At 55.6% G+C, this 19,061-nt stretch carries 14 protein-coding genes; 6 read left to right on the forward strand and 8 right to left on the reverse strand.

The window, feature by feature from the left end; genetic code table 11:
- Window positions 1-13 precede the first annotated feature (13 nt).
- Genes RLW41_RS19400 through RLW41_RS19425 form a run of 6 tightly spaced genes read right to left on the reverse strand, consistent with a single transcriptional unit; the run spans window position 14 to window position 7,959 of the window.
- Window positions 14-820, reverse strand: coding sequence for an FkbM family methyltransferase (locus RLW41_RS19400; protein ID WP_414462545.1), 807 nt, complete (start codon window positions 818-820; stop codon window positions 14-16).
- A gap of 9 nt (window positions 821-829) precedes the next feature.
- Entirely contained in the window at window positions 830-2,077 is a 1,248-nt protein-coding gene (locus RLW41_RS19405) for a lipopolysaccharide biosynthesis protein (RefSeq protein ID WP_414462546.1), read from the reverse strand.
- Window positions 2,077-3,156 (reverse strand): glycoside hydrolase family 5 protein, encoded by a 1,080-nt coding sequence (locus RLW41_RS19410; RefSeq protein ID WP_414462547.1) that lies wholly within the window; start codon window positions 3,154-3,156, stop codon window positions 2,077-2,079. Before RLW41_RS19410 ends, RLW41_RS19405 begins: the two co-directional genes overlap by 1 nt.
- Window position 3,157: 1 nt before the next feature.
- A complete protein-coding gene (locus RLW41_RS19415; protein WP_414462548.1) occupies window positions 3,158-4,432 on the reverse strand; it encodes a polysaccharide biosynthesis protein GumE in 1,275 nt (424 codons plus the stop codon).
- Entirely contained in the window at window positions 4,429-6,279 is a 1,851-nt protein-coding gene (locus RLW41_RS19420; protein WP_414462549.1) for a WecB/TagA/CpsF family glycosyltransferase, read from the reverse strand. Before RLW41_RS19420 ends, RLW41_RS19415 begins: the two co-directional genes overlap by 4 nt.
- A 30-nt stretch (window positions 6,280-6,309) precedes the next feature.
- Entirely contained in the window at window positions 6,310-7,959 is a 1,650-nt protein-coding gene (locus tag RLW41_RS19425; protein ID WP_414462550.1) for a hypothetical protein, read from the reverse strand.
- 271 nt (window positions 7,960-8,230) lie between these two features.
- On the opposite strand from RLW41_RS19425, the gene RLW41_RS19430 reads away from it, so the two are divergent.
- The 5 genes from RLW41_RS19430 (at window position 8,231) to RLW41_RS19450 (ending at window position 14,180) form a co-directional block, all read left to right on the forward strand.
- Complete coding sequence (locus tag RLW41_RS19430) at window positions 8,231-8,914, forward strand: sugar transferase (protein ID WP_409563158.1); 684 nt, start codon at window positions 8,231-8,233, stop codon at window positions 8,912-8,914.
- 11 nt (window positions 8,915-8,925) lie between these two features.
- Window positions 8,926-10,200, forward strand: coding sequence for a polysaccharide biosynthesis/export family protein (locus RLW41_RS19435; RefSeq protein WP_414464617.1), 1,275 nt, complete (start codon window positions 8,926-8,928; stop codon window positions 10,198-10,200).
- Window positions 10,200-11,996 carry a polysaccharide biosynthesis tyrosine autokinase gene (locus RLW41_RS19440; RefSeq protein WP_414462551.1) on the forward strand — a complete coding sequence of 599 codons (1,797 nt, stop codon included), beginning with the start codon at window positions 10,200-10,202 and terminating at the stop codon, window positions 11,994-11,996. Before RLW41_RS19435 ends, RLW41_RS19440 begins: the two co-directional genes overlap by 1 nt.
- Window positions 11,997-12,274: 278 nt before the next feature.
- The gene (locus RLW41_RS19445) at window positions 12,275-13,186 is read left to right on the forward strand and encodes a polysaccharide pyruvyl transferase family protein (RefSeq protein ID WP_414462552.1); all 912 of its coding nucleotides are present in this window, start codon (window positions 12,275-12,277) and stop codon (window positions 13,184-13,186) included.
- A gap of 1 nt (window position 13,187) precedes the next feature.
- Window positions 13,188-14,180 carry a hypothetical protein gene (locus tag RLW41_RS19450; protein ID WP_414462553.1) on the forward strand — a complete coding sequence of 331 codons (993 nt, stop codon included), beginning with the start codon at window positions 13,188-13,190 and terminating at the stop codon, window positions 14,178-14,180.
- Window positions 14,181-14,216: 36 nt separating this feature from the next.
- Here RLW41_RS19450 and RLW41_RS19455 read toward each other — a convergent pair whose 3' ends face one another.
- Entirely contained in the window at window positions 14,217-16,493 is a 2,277-nt protein-coding gene (locus RLW41_RS19455) for a TonB-dependent siderophore receptor (protein WP_414462554.1), read from the reverse strand.
- Window positions 16,494-16,639: 146 nt separating this feature from the next.
- Here RLW41_RS19455 and RLW41_RS19460 point away from each other — a divergent pair, with 146 nt between their 5' ends.
- Window positions 16,640-18,283: a PepSY-associated TM helix domain-containing protein gene (locus tag RLW41_RS19460; RefSeq protein WP_414462555.1), complete on the forward strand. Its 1,644-nt coding sequence runs from the start codon at window positions 16,640-16,642 to the stop codon at window positions 18,281-18,283.
- A 221-nt stretch (window positions 18,284-18,504) separates the two neighbouring features.
- Here RLW41_RS19460 and RLW41_RS19465 read toward each other — a convergent pair whose 3' ends face one another.
- The gene (locus RLW41_RS19465; protein ID WP_414462556.1) at window positions 18,505-18,990 is read right to left on the reverse strand and encodes a YkgB family protein; all 486 of its coding nucleotides are present in this window, start codon (window positions 18,988-18,990) and stop codon (window positions 18,505-18,507) included.
- Between the last annotated feature and the right edge of the window lie 71 nt (window positions 18,991-19,061).

Raw genomic sequence — 19,061 nt, forward strand, 5'->3', positions numbered from 1 at the left:
GCTTTCAACTAATTCACCTGGTTAGCCCAGTCGCGATGCGTTCAGCCAATTGCTCAGAAGCTGGTCCTCTTGGGGCGAAAAGGAAATTATTGACGAAGTCCATGTCCCGCCGGGAACGTGACCAGTCGAGAGCTTTGCGGTCCTGCAGCCGGTCCTCGAACGCGTCAATCGGATGAAGCGCATTTTTGTAAATATAGTAGCCAGCGTAATTGCGCTCTTCGAAGAACTCGCGGATGAGGGCAATTTGGCCAGGAGCGACGAGCGTCTCGATCTCGATTAGGAACGTGGGTGAGTTCGCCTCGATGAATTGCTTTGCACCGCAAAGAACGTCGTATTCATGGCCTTCGACGTCTATCTTTACGAAGCCGACATCATGGCCTGCCAGTTGGTCGAGCGTGGCGGTCGTAACTTCGGTAACGTCTGTTGAACCGTTTTGAGCAGTTTGCTCGAGGGTTGAGTGCCCTGTCCCTTCGGTGGGAAGGAAGAAAGGGCGCGTTTGATCGGCGGCCGAAGATGCGGCCTTCTCGACAATTGTGACGTTGTCGATGCCCTTGCGGCGAACAAGATCCTTCAATAGCCGCGCTACTTCGAGATGCGGCTCGAACGCGATGACAAACTCAGTATGTTTCGAAAGCAGGATCGTATAGCGGCCAAGGTTTGCGCCAACATCTATGCTCCCACGATTAGGATCGACGATGTCGCCGATGATGTCCTCTTCTCTCTCAGCAAATTTATCATGAGCCAAATATCGATCGTGCATGTGTACCGGCGCGAGCTTCCACGCTAGGTGCGAAAGCGTCGTTCTCAGACCATTCTGCATATTAAACTCCTATGACTGGGGGGATGGCGTGCGTACTTGGTAAGGATCGTGTGCGCGGTAGACAGCAACCAAAACGTACATCAGTGCCAACGCGAGGGCGCATCCGTAAACGCCGCCGGTCCAGATGCCTGTGGGCAGGAACACGGCAGTGAGCAAGGCGGAAAGCAAAGTGCTTTTCATGAGCAACGGATCGCGGCTCCTGCAGTAGAGACGCAATGCCCCCATCTCGGCGATGATCCGTGCGAGCGTCGCGGCGAGCAAGAGCCAAAGCAAGGCTTGGTATTTGATAAGAAGGGGGCGGTCTAGATAAGGCACGATGAACCAGACCACGCATGCAGCAGCCAATCCGAGGAGCGTCGCCTCCATAAGGGCGCTCCGCGTGGTCTGAATGTCGAGATCTCGAAATGCATCATCGTCTCCAGCCTGAAAAGCAGACACGAGGTGAGGCCGTGCAAATGACATAAGCCCAGAATTCACGAGATTATATATGGCCGTTCCGACTTGCCAGAAAAAGAAGTACACGCCAGCAAGTTCGAGTGACAGGAACGCGCCAACGAGATAGCGGTCGAGATAGATTGTGGCTGTCGATGCCAGACTATTTCCATAAAGAAGTGCGGATGCGCGAATGGATCGGCGAACCCGCTCAATAGTGGGAAGGTGAAATGCCGAGAGATGGGATCGAAGAAACACTGTGATCAGAATCGTCGCGGCTACGCTGCCGCCCAGCCAGAATGCCGATAGTGCATATATCGTGCGCCAGGTGGGCTCGAAGTATGCAGCAACTATGAATGCGATTGGCCACGATGTCGAAAGGACGCTCAGCACCACATTTGCCGCAAATGGGCGCCGGAGCTGAATCAAAAAGTCATAGCCGTCCATAACCAAGTGTTCGCCTGCCACGAGGCCAACAACAATAACAGCGAGCCAGGGGATCACGTCCGCCATCGCAAGTGCCGCGGCCATCATGAGCGCAAGAGCGTACAAGATGACGTACGGCGAAAAGTATCCCGCAATGAGCAGCGACTGTTCGGTGTGGCTGACGTCTGTCAACTCGCGCGCCACTTGGCGATTTAAACCGAGGCGAAGAACGATCGGCAAAATTGCGACTTGCCCCTGAAGCAGACCATATATACCGAGATCGGTCAGCGACATGAGTTTCGCGATGAACAGGCCGAGAAGGAACTTACTCGTAATGCCGGATATGCGCATCGCAAACACGCTAAGACGCAACACTGGCGATGACATTGTGAGTGACATCAGTTCTGACGCTGCTCCGTCGGATTGCCGTGAATGAATTGGGCTGCCTGTGCTGACAAAATTTCCAACTGAGGTCGTGGAGACCCGTCCTTTGCTGGCGAAAGATTCAAAGGATAGTCGTCGGGCCACCAGTCGCCGCCGGCCCACGCGGCCCAACCCATCCAAACATCACGGTTGTCGCGCATGGTGACACAGATGTTTTTCAAAGCGGCCAACGATTTCGGGTCACGACCGGCACCAAACTCTCCAAGAAATGCTCTAATTTCGTTTGCGCGGGCCCAAGTCTGGAACTTGTGCAATCGGTCCGATCCCACATCGGGTCCCACGACATCCCCGGTCTTTCCCGAGGAGTCCTGATCAAGGTACTGATGGACCTCAAGCACGAAGTTTCTTTCCGGATCGACGACCTCCGCCATCAGGTCATTTCCAGAAGAAAACCAAGAATGGGCTCCGGTGTAGTTCACGCCCGGAACAAAGACGAGTTGCTTTGCTTGGCTCGCTCGTATGGCAGCGAGCGCAACATTAGCAATCGGCAGCCAATTATACGCGACAATTCCAGTTGGCTCGTTCATCAATCCAAAGATGATCGAGTTGTCATCTCTGAACGCGGCAGCGAGCCGCCCGCAAAAGTCGGCGAAAGCTGCGGCGCTCACAGCTTCCGATCCGATGACGTGTGCTTCCTTCCAGTCGTCGGTCTTAAGGCGGCGCTGCGCATAATTATGAGTGTCGAGAACAACTTTGAGGCCGGTAGCTCTCGCGGCGTCGACGGACGCCTTCAGGCGTTCCAACTCTTGCCGATCTAAATCCGAGTTGAGTGCCGGCTGCAGGCGTTCCCACCGAAAAGGCAGACGCACGAGATTGAAATTCCGCGCGGCGAAATAGGTGAAGCTCTCCTTCGAAGGATACGAATAGTCGGTACCATATTTTCCCGGTAGCTTTCCGAATTCACCGCCGGCGATATTGACGCCCGCGCAGTAGGCAGAAGAATTTTCCGACAGCGCCGGTGCGTTCAAAGCCTGCGCGGCGATCGCAGCGGCGCCCGTGGCAATCACAGTCCGGCGCGTTGGTTTGAGAACCATCTTATGCTCCTTTTAACGCGGGAATTTGATTTCCTTCCGCGTCGCCCCCCGCCTGGAGGGCACCTTGGATGAACCACAGGAGCGCGGCGGTTTTAATTGTCAGAAGCGAATAGCTGACCAACATGGACAGGGTGAGGTAGATACAGAGTGCGTGCGTAAAGCGAACCTGCTCCGTCGTCTTTTCGGAGACATGCCACGCGATGAAAGTCCAAAGCAGGATGAGGCCGGGGAGAGATTGCGTCACAATAAGATAGGCAAGGCCGCTATCAACCGTAGAGTTGACGAATTGTTCGGAGATTCCAAGCAGGTCCGGAAGTTCGAACCGATGAATGATTTCGACCGTTCCGGCCAGTCGCCCTGCGAAATCGTCCTCTCCAGATTTTAGTCCGAAGAGGCCCGCGGCAGAAAATAACGTAAGCCCCGCCAGCGGAAGGTAGATGATCGCGGAGTACGGAGGCAGGTACGGCGTCACAAACGCTGCCGCCAAAATAATGACCGAGGCAAGTACAGCGAGCCGGCCGTCGCAGCCCATAAGCAATAGGACGGTCGTGACTGCGAGATAGATTGTGGCAGGCAAGCCAATGCGGCGAAAGCATGAGGTCGTAAACGCAACGATGATACTGCAATAATTTCCCAACGATACCGGCTCGAGAAATATCGATGACATCCGCAGTTCGTTGACCCATGGAAAATAGCGCGCGTTCGGACGCGTGGCGCTGACGAAGAGATCGGAGTTCGAATTGTAGAACTGATCGGCGCGGGTTCCGCGGGTGTTTATGTAGTATTCCTGAATTTTGAAAATTGCCGAGTGTATGTCTGGCAAGAATGACTCAAGCAAAAAGACAGCAAGCACTACTGTTTGGACGAACAGGACAGTGCGCACCAGATAGCGTTCTGACGATGCCATTCCCAGGAGCAGAAACACGGGGATGATCATCACGTCGCGGATGTATTTGGGTTGCAGCTCTCCGGTGGCGATGGCGCGAACAACACCGAACAGGAAAATGAGACTCATTACGACGACGATAGGCGCCATCTCAGGCCGCCATCGAAGCAGTGCAACCGCGAGCGCAGTCGCAGTCAGCATCCCCTCGACGAGCATGACGAGGGATGGCGTGAGCGCCATCACGTTGGCATTCACGACGGCCAGCCCAGCGTTGAACATGATGGCGGCGATTACGATGGCGGATGGGGCAACGTCCAGCAGCCAGCTGTTTGCTAGGCCGGATGAACGAAAATTCGCATTGCTGTTCGATAGGCTGGTTACGTCGCTCATGGCGCGAAGCCGGTGCGACGGTCGCGAGTGGCAAGATGCAAGAAAACGATATTTCCCACTACATAGCGAGAGAACAGCCGGCGAGGCTCGAGCGCTAAGCGATACAGCCACTCGCATCGGGCGCGGCGAATCCAACCTGGTGCCCTTCTGATGCGTCCAGACGCGAAGTCAAAAAGGGCGCCGACGCCGAGCTGAAGTGGCACCGGCAGATCATGACAGTGCTTGTCTATCCAGATTTCTTGAAGTGGATTTCCCATGGCGACGAGAAGTATGTCGGCTTTGGAGGTCTTTATCTCGTGGCGTACAAGTTGGATGTCTGTCTCTTGCGACAGATATCCATCGCGGGCTCCGACGATCGAGTGGCGCGGATATAAAGCGGCAAACCGGGCGGCGGTGGAGCAGACAATTTCCGGTCGCGCGCCCAGCAGGAAAATGCGCAATCTATGCCGGGTATTGCTCAGATAGTGCGGGACAAAGTCAGTTCCGTTCAGATTGGCGGGAAATCGTCTGCCAAACTTCATGCGGCTGGCGATATCAACACCGAAGCCATCGTTGAGAACAAGAAAGCGCCGTAGCGCCTTACGTAAATCGGGATTTCGTGCCGCCAGGCGAAGCGTGTGAGCATTGGCGAATGCTATGCGCTGTTGAAAATTCTGGGCGACGGCCTGATCCAACGCATCGACGGCATCATTGCGCGACATCACGCTGATTTCAACGCCTAGCAGTGTGCGTGTCTTGTGGCCGAGGACCCGCTCATATTCGTTGCGATATAATTGCTCGACCTGTGTCCAATCGTAAGGCTTTGCTGCCGCTATAGCTGCAGATCGCAATTCGGTGTAGCGCTCGGAAGATGCCAGCATGAATCTGAGAAGGTGGTCGGCTGCTACTTCTGGCTCGTCGAAATTCGTGAGAAGCCCGATGCCGGCGCGTCGCAGGATCGCTTCGAAGCTTGGAATTTCATTTGCAATCGGTATGAGCCCGGCAGACATGGCTTCGACGAGCGTCAGCCCAAATCCTTCATACTGGGACGCCGACGCGAAGAAGCTGCAGGTAGAAAGTTCATCGGCAATCTCTCCGTCATTTCGATCGGTCAGAATTTTGATGCTGCCGTCGCGCAAGCCGTCGGCGCAGGCCGCCTCTATAATGCGTAGCATTCCGTCGCTATCGTTTCCGATCAATACGAGACGGGCGTCCGGGATCGCATGGCGAACGAGGTCGAATGCGTTGATGAGGTTCAGAATACCTTTGTGGGCCGCGAATCTACCGAAATATGCGATCTTCGGTTGGTATTCTCGACTTGAGGCATCTCTGAATTTTTGGATGTCGACGCCATTTTCGATCGCCACAACACGTTCGCCCGCGATTGTGCTGAAGGTCTGAGCGTCGTTCTCGCTGCAGGCGATGACGCGACGGTAATTGCGGACCGAGGACTTTGTGATGGTCCTGAAATAGAAGCGCTTCAGGCGTCGCGCAAACGTCGTATGGAAGAAGCCGCCGTGGGTCGTCAATACCATTGGTTTTCTGTGCCATGGCGCGGTGGCTGATAGAAAATCCGCAAAGAAGTCGACACCGTGGACGTGAATCAAGTCGAAATCTTCAACGTGTGACAAAACCTGCGGAGCAACTGGGTAGCGCCGTGAACCGCGAAAGGGAATGCGCCTAACAGGAATATCTTCAACGCAATCGCGTGAAGGAAGCACTGTGTCGAGATCTTGAAAGCGGCGGTTGAGAGTGAGCACCTCTGCTTGCAGCCCAGCTCTCAGTTGGGCGCGTGCTAACGACAGCACCATATTTTCGAGGCCGCCCACGGCCGGATGAAACTGGCGAACAACATGCAATACACGCATGAACAACCTCCTAGAGCCAACGAGACGATCTCAAGCTGACCGCAAAACCTCCAACGGAGCCTTGTTGATGATGACACCTGCTGCACGGACGCCAACCGCAGGCGACGTTTTAAGTGCCCGCATGAGTGTGAAGGTCGATGTGGATCCCCACTCCGCGACGATTACGCAGACATCGAGTGAAGTCGCGACGGCTTCGGCATCCGCGTGGTTTGTAAGCTCGGGCAGATCACAGATTATGAGATCATAGCTGCCGCGCGCGCTGGTGATCAGCCTGTCCAGCTCAGGTGATGCCATCAGCACAGCGGGCCGCACGTCATCGGAAATGCTGCGTTCGCCCAGAAAATCAAAGCCGAATTCCGTCGTCGTGACATTGTCGACGAGATCTGTAGGGTTCTTCAATGCGCTCAGCAATTCTGTTGCCGGCGTACCAGTCAGTCCGCGCGCAAGTGCCGGTCGATGAAGGTTGCCGTCCATTAAGAGAACGCGTGCGCCGCCTTCAACACCGAGCACCGCGAGGTTGAACGCGAGCGTTGATTTTCCCTCGCCGTTGCGCGTTGAGGCGACGCCGACAACACATGTGCCGTTATTGAGGTTTTCTCGCAGGCGTAGAAGAATGCCGCGCAATCCGTCCTTGTCGTCATGCAAAAGAAGTGGCGGTTCAGCGCCGTTCTTTGGATACAGTTTGCGGCCAGGCACAAGCGAGACAACGCCAAGTACAGGTAATCCCAGGTTGAGCTCCAAATTTTCTGGAGTGCGAACAGGACGAAGAACGAACTCGCGACGGGCAGCAAATGCGAGGCCAATGAGGCCGCCACCCAAAAGTGCTGCGGCAAGTATCGCCGTACTGAAAGTGGGAGAAGCGCGTGAAGCGCTCGCCCGCGTCAGAATTCTTGGTCCCGTCGCAGCCTGTGGCTCGGCGTTAAGCGCGTTGGCGTACTCACTAAGTGTCTGCTGATGTAGCGAGCGATAGGTGCTTGCTAAAGCTTCGAGCTTTTTGCGTTCGACGGGTCTGCTGGGTCCTGCCTGTGCCTGTTCCTCTGCGGTAGCCGCACGTTCTTGCAACGTATCGAGGCGTTGCTGTAACTCCTGCACCGCTTGTTTGGGCCCATTTCCGATCGTTTTTTTGTAATCCTCAATGTAAGCATCAAGCACGGCATTTACGAGCTTCGCGGCGTTATATGGATCGCGCGACGCAAGCGTGATTCTGATCGCGGATCCCAATGCCACAGGAGATACGGTTAGAAGGTCCTTGATCTTTCCGATCGTCTTGAGTCTTTCGGCATCCGTCTCCGCAACAGATGACATTTGTTGCGGCTCACTGCTCGCGAGGGATGTTGTCAAAAGAGCCGGCTCGGAAAACGCCGGACCGTTCGCTTCACCCCAAAACGCGAGCTTGTCGAGAGTTTCGGAAATAATGTGATCGCTCTTGATTGTCTCGATCTGAGCCGCGACGAAACTTTCCCGCGCCTCGGCATCCGATGCTGTGACGCTTGCGTTCAACGACGGCAGCAAGACCTCGCCTGTCACGACGTGTCGGCGTTGCTCGGTGCCAAGCGCCAAAGCTCCTGCAGCGAAGCCTAAGAGTGTCCACGTAATGATTGTTCCACGGCGCCACCTGATGGCAGCGCGCCATGCGGATAAAGGTATCTGGCCGTGAGAGGGAACGTTAATGCGATGCATCAGTTCGCGTCCGACTTTTACACGTCTCGAGCAATGACGTTAGCGGATGGAGATAAGTAGACAACGCATCGAGCGCGTTCGCGGAAGCGAACAAAACGTCGCATTACATAGTATTTTCATGAGAGTAACATTGCGTGCGTTGCACCATAATTGTGCCTCATGATCAGTGGAGAGGTTGCCTCTCGATCGGCAACTCACTTGCCTTTCACTCATCTGGATTGCCGTTAGTGCGCAGTCCAATCGAACCAGTCAGTGTGCGGAGACGGTATCGATGACCTTTCTCAATCGTCCTCAGTCTTTGTCTTTTTCCGGTGCTGAACTTGCGTCATCGCCGAGCGCCAACACTCTTGCAATTCAACTTGCAATTAAGCGCGCGGTCGATGTTTTCGCCGCGTCAACACTCATCGTTGTGGCGTCGCCGATCCTTCTTGGAGCGGCGGTGGCAATCAAACTGACATCGCGCGGACCGATCTTGTTCAAGCAATCTCGCTACGGTTTGAACAACGAGCTTTTCGGTATCTACAAATTCCGTAGCATGCGAATTGATTTGGGGGATGCCACAGGCGTCAGGCAAACCAAAGCTGACGATCCGCGCGTCACAAGTGTCGGAAAAATTCTTCGCCGCACCAACATCGATGAGTTGCCGCAACTCTTCAACGTTCTGTTCGGCGACATGTCTCTTGTTGGTCCTCGTCCACATGTTCCTGGAATGCGTGCGGGCGGTCTACTCTATGAGGAGCTTGTTCCTCATTACTTCAAGCGTCATCGCATGCGCCCCGGAATTACCGGCTTGGCTCAAATCAATCGATTAAGGGGCAGCACGACGGACGCAAAATTCGCCAAGGCGCGTATAGAATACGATCTCGCCTATGCTGAGAGCTGGTCTCTTTTTCTGGATTTTCGGATCCTTTGGCAAACTTTCAAATCTGAGGTGTTTCGCGGCACTGGGAGCTGAGGCAGCAGTTGATGAAAAAATTGCGGTTTGTTTTTCTATATCTGCCGATCCTTCTGGCCACGACGAGCGCAAGCCTGGCTGACGATAGTTATCGTATTCAACCTGGCGATAGCATCGAGTTCAGCGCGGCCTCGGCACCAGACCTCAAGACGCGCGCGACAGTCGACATCGATGGGCAGATCAGTTTTCCCTTGGTGGGTGAATTGAAAGCCCAGGGCATGACTGTGTCTGAGCTCCAAGCGAAGGTTCGCAGTGAGGTATCCTCACAAGTACTCCAACGCCGTTCGAGTGATGGCCGCCAACTCTCAGTGATGTTGGCAGCGGATGAGATATCGGTCGTTATTGCCGAATATCGTCCGATCTACGTTAATGGCGACGTCTCGCAGCCCGGACAACAGTCATTCAGGCCGGGAATAACCGTTCGCCAAGCTATTGCTCTTGCGGGCGGCGTAGATGTGATGCGTTTTCGAGCGCAGAATCCACTTTTGGAGGAAGCCGATTTCCGAGCAGACTACGACGCCCAGTGGACGCTGTTTGCCACGCAGCAGGCGAAGATTCTGAGGTTGAAAGCGGAACTTGCAGGGAAAGCCAACTTCGATTCCAAGGCGCTCCAGGCAACGCCGATCTCTGCGAGCAGTGTGAAGAATATCGTTGATCTGGAGGAGGCTCAGCTCTCTGCGCGTAATAGCCTCAACAAGAAGCAAAGCGACTACCTGCAGTCAGCGATCGCGACCGAAAACGATCGTATTTCGGCGCTCTCTCAACAAGAGGACAAAGAGAAGCTTGGTGTCCAGGCGGATACTGAGGAATTGGAGCGCGTGAAGGAGCTGTTCGGAAGGCAAACGCTGCCCATCACGCGGGTCATTGAAGCTCGTCGCACAATTCTCCTGTCATCGACGCGGTATCTGCAAACCGTAGCGCAGCGAGGTGTCTCCGAAAGGGATCGAGCGGACTTGGCCGCACAACTTCAAAAGCTCCCTGATGAACGACGCCAAGGGCTTCTGACGGAATTGCACGATACGCAGCTTGAATTGAGCCAAACGCGCGCGCGGTTGCAGGCTCTTGGCGATAAGCTGATCTACACAGGGCTTGTTCGATCCCAACTTGTGCGCGGAAATGGCGGAGAGCCCAGCATTCTAATTCATCGGAAAACGGATGCCGGCGTCAGTAGCCTCAAAGCGTCACAAGATGAGGAACTGAGACCCGGAGATGTCGTTGATGTTGCGCTGCGCTTTCCCGAGAGCAGTGCGCCTGCTCCGCAAACCGATGAGAAAAGATCAGAATAGTGCTGCAGTTTAATCAAAACGTGCGTGAGCTGAGATCGCCTCGGTGGTCGATCGGTGAAATCGCGAGCGTGCTTAAATACCAGCATCGCATAATCATCATTAGCGTGATTGGCTGCCTTTCCGCGGCGCTGTTATTTCTCGCGGTTACGCCCAAAAAGTATATCGCGACAGCGGTTCTTCTTACCGAAACCCGACAGGCTCCCGATGACGATGCGGCATCGAGCGACGCTGTTGTCGACAGCACGGTCATTGAATCGCAAATGGAGGCAGTCCGCTCGGGAAGCCTTGCTTTGCGGGTAATAGACGAACTCGGTCTCGCTGACGATCCTGAGTTCGGCAAGCCAAGACCAGGCTTTCTTTCGCGATTGCTTGCTATGTCTCCGATTGGCAAAAGTCCGGCGCACAAAGCGAATCCACGTGAGATCGCACTGGACAATCTTCAAGCGAAATTGAAGATCGATCGCATCGGGCGGAGTTACGTCGCGGAGATTGACGCAACGTCCATCGATGCGGAGAAGGCTGCAAAAATTGCAAATGCAATTGCCGACGGCTACATCGAAGAACAACTCGGCGCGCGTCAGGAATCGCAACTGCGCGCTAATAAATGGATGCAAGATCGTCTCGTGGTTTTAAGAGATCAAGCAACGCGCGCTGAGAAGGCGGCGCGAGATGCGACTGTAACCGGCTCTAGTCCGGGCCAGACGGCAGCGTCGGGCGTAGTTTCCGCCGACAACGGAAAAGCGTTAGATCTGGCTGCCAAAGCACGAATAGCGCGGGCAGGATACGAAGCCTACTTGAACCGTTACACCCAAGCGCTGCAGCTTCAGAAAGTTGCAATTCCGTCGACTTCCGCCCGCGTGCTAACCAGAGCCATTCCACCGAATATTCCTGGTTCGCCGCGCACCACACTCGTATTGGCGCTTTCGTTGATCGCCGGCTGCACGCTGGGGACGCTCGGCGCCTTCGGCGCAGAGTTTGTGCAAGCTCCAGTGCGGTCGCGATCACAGTTGTCAACAGCGCTTGGAGTACGAGTCTTCGAGCCGCTTCCGTTATGTAAGGTGCGTACCGGCCTATTCGGTCGTGACAAAGGACTGCCCGTTGTGCTCGTCGGGAATTCCGGGAGCGGCGCGAATGCTGCCGAAAATGAGCTTCGGAAAATCAAGATCGCGCTCAGTCAGTTTGACTTGCAGAAGCCAACTCGCGCGATTGGCGTGACCTCACCGACATCTCATGATGGCAAGACGACGGTTGCGTACAATCTCGCTTTGCTGTCTGCCCAATCTGGAAGTCGAACGCTACTGATCGACGCCAATTTGCGCAATCCGACATTGGCGAAATGTTTCTGCGAGCGGGACGGAGAGTTATTCACGAAGTTTATTACGGGCGTAGACGAAACACTCACGGTCGTATGCCTGGCGGACAATCTGAGCTTTGTGGGGCAGAGTAATTTTGCAATACCCGCGCACCCCGCCGATATCCTGAGTTGCGACGCCATGCATCAAGCGCTGCAGCGAGCTCAAGGCAACTTTGATTACATCATCATTGATCTTCCGGCGTTGCTCGATCATGTCGATGCGCGCGCCATTGCACCGCTTTTAGATCGCGTTCTTATGGTGTGTCGCTGGGGCAGTCCGATTGCCGATTTGGAGCGGTGTCTTGAGAACGCGGAGGTGATCTCAAGCCGCTTGCTTGGCATCGTGATTAATAAATCTCCGGAGGCCCGGAGCAGTGGTTTCGTCCGTCCGATCAAGAAACCCGAACAATCCGACGGAACTATCGACCGTGTCGAAGCGTGAAAGGTGCTGAACTGAGCGTTCTTTGCTTCAATGATTTTTTCAGCGCCAATCTTGGTGATCGGCTGCTTGGTCGATGTCTTCATGAAGCCTTGCGATCCGAACTGGATTGCGGTGTTGATGGTTGGGATATCGACGGAAAGAGCGGACCCGAGGGCGAACCGGCTACAGCGGCATGGTCTGCAACAGATGTGGTGCGCACGCTTGTTCCGCGTCGTCTCAAGACGCAGCTTAACGTGCGTCGTGCGCGCAGCCGACTGCTGTCTCAGTGGAAAACATCTGTGCACCAGCGATCAGTGTCCGCGATTGTCGTCGGAGGAGGTCATTTAATTACTGCGACGACTGAATACTTCCCCGTGCGTCTCAACGCTGTCGCTGAATTTGCGCGCGAACTGGGTGTCGGTATTCACATACACTCCGTGGGCGTATCCCATCCCAATACGTGGCAGCAGGCGGCCGGCAAACAATTGCACCGCTTTCTGCAGGATGCTTACATCGCAAGTATAAGCGTGCGTGACGAACAATCGGCCGATCATCTCGTCGCTACCGGCTGGCGAAAGGAAAATATCCGGATCGCGCTTGACCCAGGCTTGCTTGCGGCAAGGACTTTCGAGATTGGGAAGCGCTCGCCCCGTCAGCGTCTTCGCGTTGGGCTTGGCATCATGTCGCCCGCGGTCGTGAGGGCTGTTCGCGATGCGCCGACTGGGATTGACGATGCTTTTTGGATCGCCGCTGCGGAGCATTTGGTTGCTGCCGGTGTGGACGTCTATCTATTCACGACCGGTGAGGTTGGCGACATCCGCGCGGCACATCGCTTGGGGTCGAAACTCTGCGAGCGTGGCATAGCGTACGATGGTTCCGCCATCGCTCCCGGGGACGACGCCGATTTGGTCAGTCGTATCGCTGGTTTCGACGCTATTGTGGCGCAGCGCCTTCACGCGTCGATCATTTCCTACGCTGTCGGAGTCCCTTCGGTGGGAATTGGATGGGATCCTAAAGTTCGCGGCTTTTATCGATTGACGCAGCGCGTGGATTACTTCTTCGACGACCGAGATGCGCAGCCTGATGATATTTCGGCGCGCGTTCTGCAGGCCGCACAAAGTGGCTTAGATGGAGGCCTACGTGATCATCACATCGCTACGTGCGAAGATGGAGTCCGCTCCCTTGCAACTCTGATCGCAAAGGGGAATTGAGGTGCGGGTCGTCCATGTATTGGCGGGCAAGCCCGACAACCGGTGCGGTGTCCTCGATTACACGACGAGATTGGTCGATGCACTTTCACAAATGAATGGTGCGACGGAATGTGCGCTCGTCGATCGATGGTCGCTTAAAGAGACGCTCCGGGTCGCCAGCGCATATCGACAAGATGTTATCCATATACAGTACCCGAGTATGCAAATGGGCAGAGCACCATGGTGGGGGCTTTTGACCTTTTTGTGCAGAAACTCTGTGGTGACGCTGCACGAGTTTCGGATATTCAGTACAGCGCGCAAACTTTATTGCCTGCCAATTGCTGTGGGGGCAAAGCAGATCATCTTTTCGAATGCCGAAGAACGGCGCGCCTTCCTCTCGTTGTATCCTTTTGCGGAGCGTGTGTGCACGGTCGTTCCGGTGGGCAATAACATACCGGTTCATGCCGTTCGCCGAGAGAACCGGCCGCGACGTTTGATCTATTTCGGGCAGATAGGAGAAAACAAGGGCCTCGAGCGTGTCATCGAAGCCGTAGCCGCGCTGCGTGCGCAAGGCTCAGACATTCCTGTTGCATTCATTGGAGCTGTCGTTGATCCGGCTTCGCCAACTGTGGCTCTTGTCCGTGCGAGTGCGCAAAAATACGCAGTCGATCTTCGCCTCAACTTGGACAGTAGAGAGGTATCACAGGAGCTGGCGCAAGCTAGTCATGCCTATCTCCCTTTCCCTGACGGCATCACCGACAAGCGGGGATCTGCATTGGCTTGCCTGAAGCACGGCGTGACCGTACTAACGACGCATTCCGTACAGACGCCCGATTGGCTGCGTGTGGTTACAACTCATTGTTCTGGGCCGCTCGATGCTGTGGCGCACGTCATGGCACCCGAGCCTCCCGTCATTGACGCCGCAGCACTTGCGAACGGCTTGGCAGAACGCGAGTGGCCCGCTATCGCAACCCGCCATCTGGATATTTACGGCGATCTCGCCGCCCGCGGGTGAAGCAACCGCTGAGCCGGCTCCTCATCTCGTTCAATGCTACCATCGATAACGCAAGCTGCCGATCACGGTGCGGCCCTGGTCGAGATAGCAATAATCGGACGAGCATACGTCGACACGCTTGTCGGCAATATTATTGATGTTCAACTGCAGACGAGCGCCACGCAGGGTTGGGTCGAGACGGGCGAGATCGTAATGCGACTCCATATCGAAGAGCGTATGCCCTGCGTTCTTAAATGTGTTCTCATCATTGCCGAAGCTCGATCCGATATAGCGGACGCCGAGGCCAAATCCGAGCCCAGCCGCCGGTCCTGACCGGAGCGTATAATCGCCCCAGAATGATGCGGTGTTGAAGGGAATGCTCGAAAGCACATTGCCTTCATTGCCATTTGCATTGTCTTCGATGCGCATGTCGACATAGGAGTAAGAGGCCAAGAGGCTCAACCCGTTGTCGAGCGTGGTTGTGCCCTCGATCTCGAAACCTCGTGACCGCAGCACCCCGGTCTGAACGGAGCCGCACTGGGTGACACCGTTGATATCCGCGCATTGGTCTTGGACGCCATCCGTTTGCTGAATGTCGAAGACGGCAGACGAGATGGATGCGTTGTAGCCCGGTACGAAATACTTGAAGCCGACTTCCTTCGATTCCGACTTCGAGGCATTGAACGGTTTGCCGGTAATGAAATCTGTCCCGGAGTTTGCGACGAAGCCTGTACCGTATGCGATGTAGGGCGCGAAGCCGGAGTCGAAGAGATAGGTGAGGCCGGCGCGGCCGGTCCAGTCCGCATCGCTTTGCTTGAGATCGTCGCCGTCCGTGTCGGTGTCGGTCGTAACCCAATCGTGGCGGCCGCCCAGGGTCAACACCCATCGGTCGAGCTTGATCTGGTCCTGCAGATATGTGCCGGTCAATATCTGATCCTGATGCGTCACCGTTTGGATCGCCGGCGCCGGGATGTGTGTTTGGCCATAGTTGTAATTGACGAGGGGAGGGACGATACCGCCATCCTCGATGGGTTCGCCGAAGCCCATGCCCTCTTTGTACCAGACATAAGCAACGTCGACGCCAGCCAGCGCCACGTGTTTCAGTGGTCCCGTTGAGAAACGAGCTTCCAACTGATTGTCCGCCACGAAATTATTCACGTCGCTGATGACGATGCCGTTGGCACGGCTCCAAATGTCCGGCTCGATCTCATCTACGATATCAATGTATCTGCCGGTCGACGAAAGATGCGAGTAGCGCGCCTTTTGGCGGAAAGTGAAAATGTCGTTGAAGCGATGCTCGAACTCATAGCCAATGCGCTCTTGCGTCTGGTCAAAAAGCTGGAAATTCGGATCGCCCGACCAGATGTTCGTTCGGTGTGCGTGGCCGGAGCTGTAGTCGTTGTACCAGGCCGTGTTGGCGCCGGTCGTAGCATCCATGTATTCGCCGAGCACCGTGAGCTTCGTGTTCGGATCGAACTTGAATGTGACCGCAGGTGCCAGATAGAGGCGATCGTCAGGCGTTCCCATCAGCTCGGTATCGCTGTCGCGCACGAGGCCGGTAAAGCGATAGAGCACGTTATCGCCGAGCGTCGTCGGGCCGGAGAAATCGAAGTTGCCTTGGTAGCGATCGTAATTGCCGATCTGCACCTCAAGCTCTCGGAAGGGCGCTTCGGTCGGGCGCTTGGAGTACATATCGACAATGCCGCCGGCGTTACTTGAGCCGTATAACGATGCCGTCGGGCCGCGAAGAATGGTGATGCTGTCGAGGCCATAGGGTTCGGTGCGGAACTGTCCGAAGCCGCTACTCATCTGACGCAAGCCGTCGCGATAGATGCCGGTGTACGTTGCGTCGAAGCCGCGAATATTGAAGGTGTCGAAGCGCGGATCGTAGCCGGAAAGATTGGTCCGGATGCCGGGCACATATTGAATTGCGTCGCTAAGATTCTGCGGAGCGCGATCCTCAATCTGCTTGCGCGTCACGGTCGAGATCGACTGCGGTATTTCGATCAAAGGCGTATTCGTTTTGGTCGCGGCGAAGCTTTCCTTGGCGACGTAGCCGTCGATTGCGGAAAGGGGCACGCTCGATCCGTCGCTCAGCGGAGGCGGAGTCTTAGGGGCATTTGTCTTCGTGACCGGCGACTTTGCCGCCGCAGTCTTCGCCGGTTTGGAAACGGATTTCTTCGCAGCAGGCTGCTTTTGGCTTTGGCCCTGAACGACGATTTCCGGCATCGGAACGGGCACGGTTTCTTGTGCGCGGACGGCAGGCGCCGCTAGAATCGAGGACGCAGCAACACTTAGCGCCCGCACGCGGGCGCTTGGCCATTTCGCAAACATTGTCTTCCCCCACACAACTCGAACGCGATTGCCACCCCGCAATCACGTCCAATCAGAACACGCTAGCGACACATTCTTTACTTTTCAAGTCAATATTTGTCGGGGTACAATCGTCTTCGTTTGCAATGATGCGGCAGGGAGGCGAAGTGCGCAGCTTACTCGTTATTGTCCATAGGTGGGCCGGTCTCTTCATTGCAGCTTTTCTGTTTGTGGCCGGTCTCACCGGAGCCGTGATCTCTTGGGATCACGAACTCGACGAATGGCTCAATCCAGATCTTTTCGAAGCGAAGCTGGGCGGGCCGCCGTTGCCGCCGCTCGAACTCGTGGCGCGTTTTGAAGCGGCAAATCCGCAGGCGCGCGTCACCTATTTTCCGCTGTCCTACGAGCCAGGAAAAACGGCGGGACTATTCATCCAGCCGCGAGTCAATCCGGCGACGGGGCGCCTCTTCGAACTCAACTACAACCAAGCTTATCTCGAACCAGCAACAGGGGAGGTGAGGGGCAAACGCTATTGGGGCCAAATCTCCCTGGATCGCCGGGACATTCTCCCGTTCCTCTATAAGCTTCACTATTCGATGCACGTTCCGGACTTCTTAGGGTTCGACGGTTGGGGAATCTGGTTGATGGGCATTGTCGGCATCGTCTGGATGTTCGATTGCTTCGTCGGCCTTTGGTTGACGTTTCCGCAGTCGAAGCGCGGTGCTACCAGCGCGATTGCCATCTCATCGCCGCATCGGGAAAAAAGCTGGCTTAGCCGCTGGGCGCCGGCGTGGCGCATCAAGAAAAATGCCAGTGCCTATCGCATGAATTTCGATGTTCACCGGGCCTTTGGGCTGTGGACTTGGCTTTTTCTTTTGATCCTCGCGTTTACCTCGATCTCGATGAACCTTGGCGATGAGGTCGTGCGTCCCGCTCTCTCCAAAGTGTTTTCCTTGACGCCGGACGTCGGGGAATCGCGGACCCCGGCTCCGATCGACAAGCCCATCTCACCGCAGCTGTCGTTCGCTTCCGTTTTGAATATCGCAGCAGCCGAAGCGGCGAAGCGCTCATGGCAGGAGCCGCTGGGAAGCACGTTCTATAATCAGCAGACCGGCATCTATAGCGTCTCGTTTTTCGAAGCTGGCGAAGAGCACGGCAGCGGTGGAATGGAGCCGAAAACACTCTATTTTGATGGCAAGACCGGCGTCATGCTTGGCGATAGCATCCCGTGGGCCGGGACAGCCGCCGACATTTTCATGCAACTCCAATTTCCTCTGCACTCCGGCCGCATAGCAGGTCTTCCCGGTCGCATATTGCTGTCGCTCATGGGGCTCGTCGTTGCCGTCTTATCGCTCACCGGCATTGTTATCTGGTTCAAGAAACGGCTGGTGCGCCTAAAGAGAATTGAGCACGGCAATGCGGCCGTCGGTGCGACAGGAGCCGGATATGTCCATGTGCTTACGCCTGGAAGCTATCGTTTTATCGGTAGCCTGGGAGATGAGAACGCGCTGCGCCTACGTCTAAGTGAGCTCGGCGAAAAAGCGGCGCTTCTAAGCATCACGCGAGGGGCGTTGCCTTTGGGACGTATCGCTCTTCTGTCTGGGGAAAGTTCGTTTTTGTTCGTCGTCGCGATCATCGTGGGTGTCCGGCGGATGCTTTATCGCGGTGGGCGCCTTAGCATGGGGACGGGGATGCTGTTTCGGAGCGTAGGCACCGTACTTTTCAGTCGAAATTTCTGGCAGGCTGGGATGCTCGACGCATCTTACTACGTGCGCCATGTTCGATTGCGCGTCATGCGCGCTAAAGGATAGAGCTTTGGTGCGCTAAAAGGGATTTCACGAATGCTCTTTGCCTCGCGACGCGCCTAAGGCGATCGTCTCTGAAGGGCACCCGCTCTTACTGGCAAGCAGATCTCGTCGATGATGACGATCATTTAGGTGCTCAAGCATGGATGAGGTTCGCTAAAGGGCGGCCCGGTATTTCCGGACCGCCCTATGGCGCTTTAATCAGCGAGGGACCCTGCGTCAGACGTTTAGCGCGGCTGCTCGTTGAGGACCCGTTGAACGTCTTCCTTCAGAAGGTAGACAGAGACCGCGAGCAGCACGAGATCCTTCAGAAGAAAGGCCGAATTAATTGTCATGGCTGGAAAGCCTCCCGCGCCGGCATCCCACGCGTCAGGCACGAACGGCAGGACCGTGAAGGTAGCGATGAAGGTAAAGGTCGAACCGAGGGCGCCGAGCATGCCCAGTTTCTTGTTCCAGAAACCCAGAAACAGCAACGTCCCAAAGGTCCATTCTGAGGCGCCGAGAAAGACAGCAGTGCCGCGGATGCCCAAAACCGGAATGGTCCAGGAGATAAATGGCCCATGGGTGATGATGGGCAGCAAGCCTCTGATTTCTGCTTCGAACCATTTGTCGTAACCGAACCACGCGAAGATGATCACCATTGCGGCGCGGAGCAGGTTGTAATCGAGTTTCAGTAGACCGGTGCGGCCGAGAAGCTGAGCGATGACGTTCATTGGATTTCTCCTCAATGGTAGAGCCAGTTGCGAGGGTGAAAGCTTCCGAGATCGCATCTGGCTTGATGTCG

Origin of the sequence: Hyphomicrobium sp. DY-1, from assembly GCF_047497105.1 — a bacterium.
GTDB lineage: Bacteria > Pseudomonadota > Alphaproteobacteria > Rhizobiales > Hyphomicrobiaceae > Hyphomicrobium_B.

Excerpts from the sequence above, each read along its gene's own strand:
- RLW41_RS19400 (WP_414462545.1), bottom strand. The coding sequence starts at position 820 with ATGCAGAATGGTCTGAGAACGACGCTTTCGCACCTAGCGTGGAAGCTC.
- RLW41_RS19405 (WP_414462546.1), bottom strand. The coding sequence starts at position 2,077 with ATGTCACTCACAATGTCATCGCCAGTGTTGCGTCTTAGCGTGTTTGCG.
- RLW41_RS19410 (WP_414462547.1), bottom strand. The coding sequence starts at position 3,156 with ATGGTTCTCAAACCAACGCGCCGGACTGTGATTGCCACGGGCGCCGCT.
- RLW41_RS19415 (WP_414462548.1), bottom strand. The coding sequence starts at position 4,432 with ATGAGCGACGTAACCAGCCTATCGAACAGCAATGCGAATTTTCGTTCA.
- RLW41_RS19420 (WP_414462549.1), bottom strand. The coding sequence starts at position 6,279 with ATGCGTGTATTGCATGTTGTTCGCCAGTTTCATCCGGCCGTGGGCGGC.
- RLW41_RS19425 (WP_414462550.1), bottom strand. The coding sequence starts at position 7,959 with ATGCATCGCATTAACGTTCCCTCTCACGGCCAGATACCTTTATCCGCA.
- RLW41_RS19430 (WP_409563158.1), top strand. The coding sequence starts at position 8,231 with ATGACCTTTCTCAATCGTCCTCAGTCTTTGTCTTTTTCCGGTGCTGAA.
- RLW41_RS19435 (WP_414464617.1), top strand. The coding sequence starts at position 8,926 with ATGAAAAAATTGCGGTTTGTTTTTCTATATCTGCCGATCCTTCTGGCC.
- RLW41_RS19455 (WP_414462554.1), bottom strand. The coding sequence starts at position 16,493 with ATGTTTGCGAAATGGCCAAGCGCCCGCGTGCGGGCGCTAAGTGTTGCT.
- RLW41_RS19465 (WP_414462556.1), bottom strand. The coding sequence starts at position 18,990 with ATGAACGTCATCGCTCAGCTTCTCGGCCGCACCGGTCTACTGAAACTC.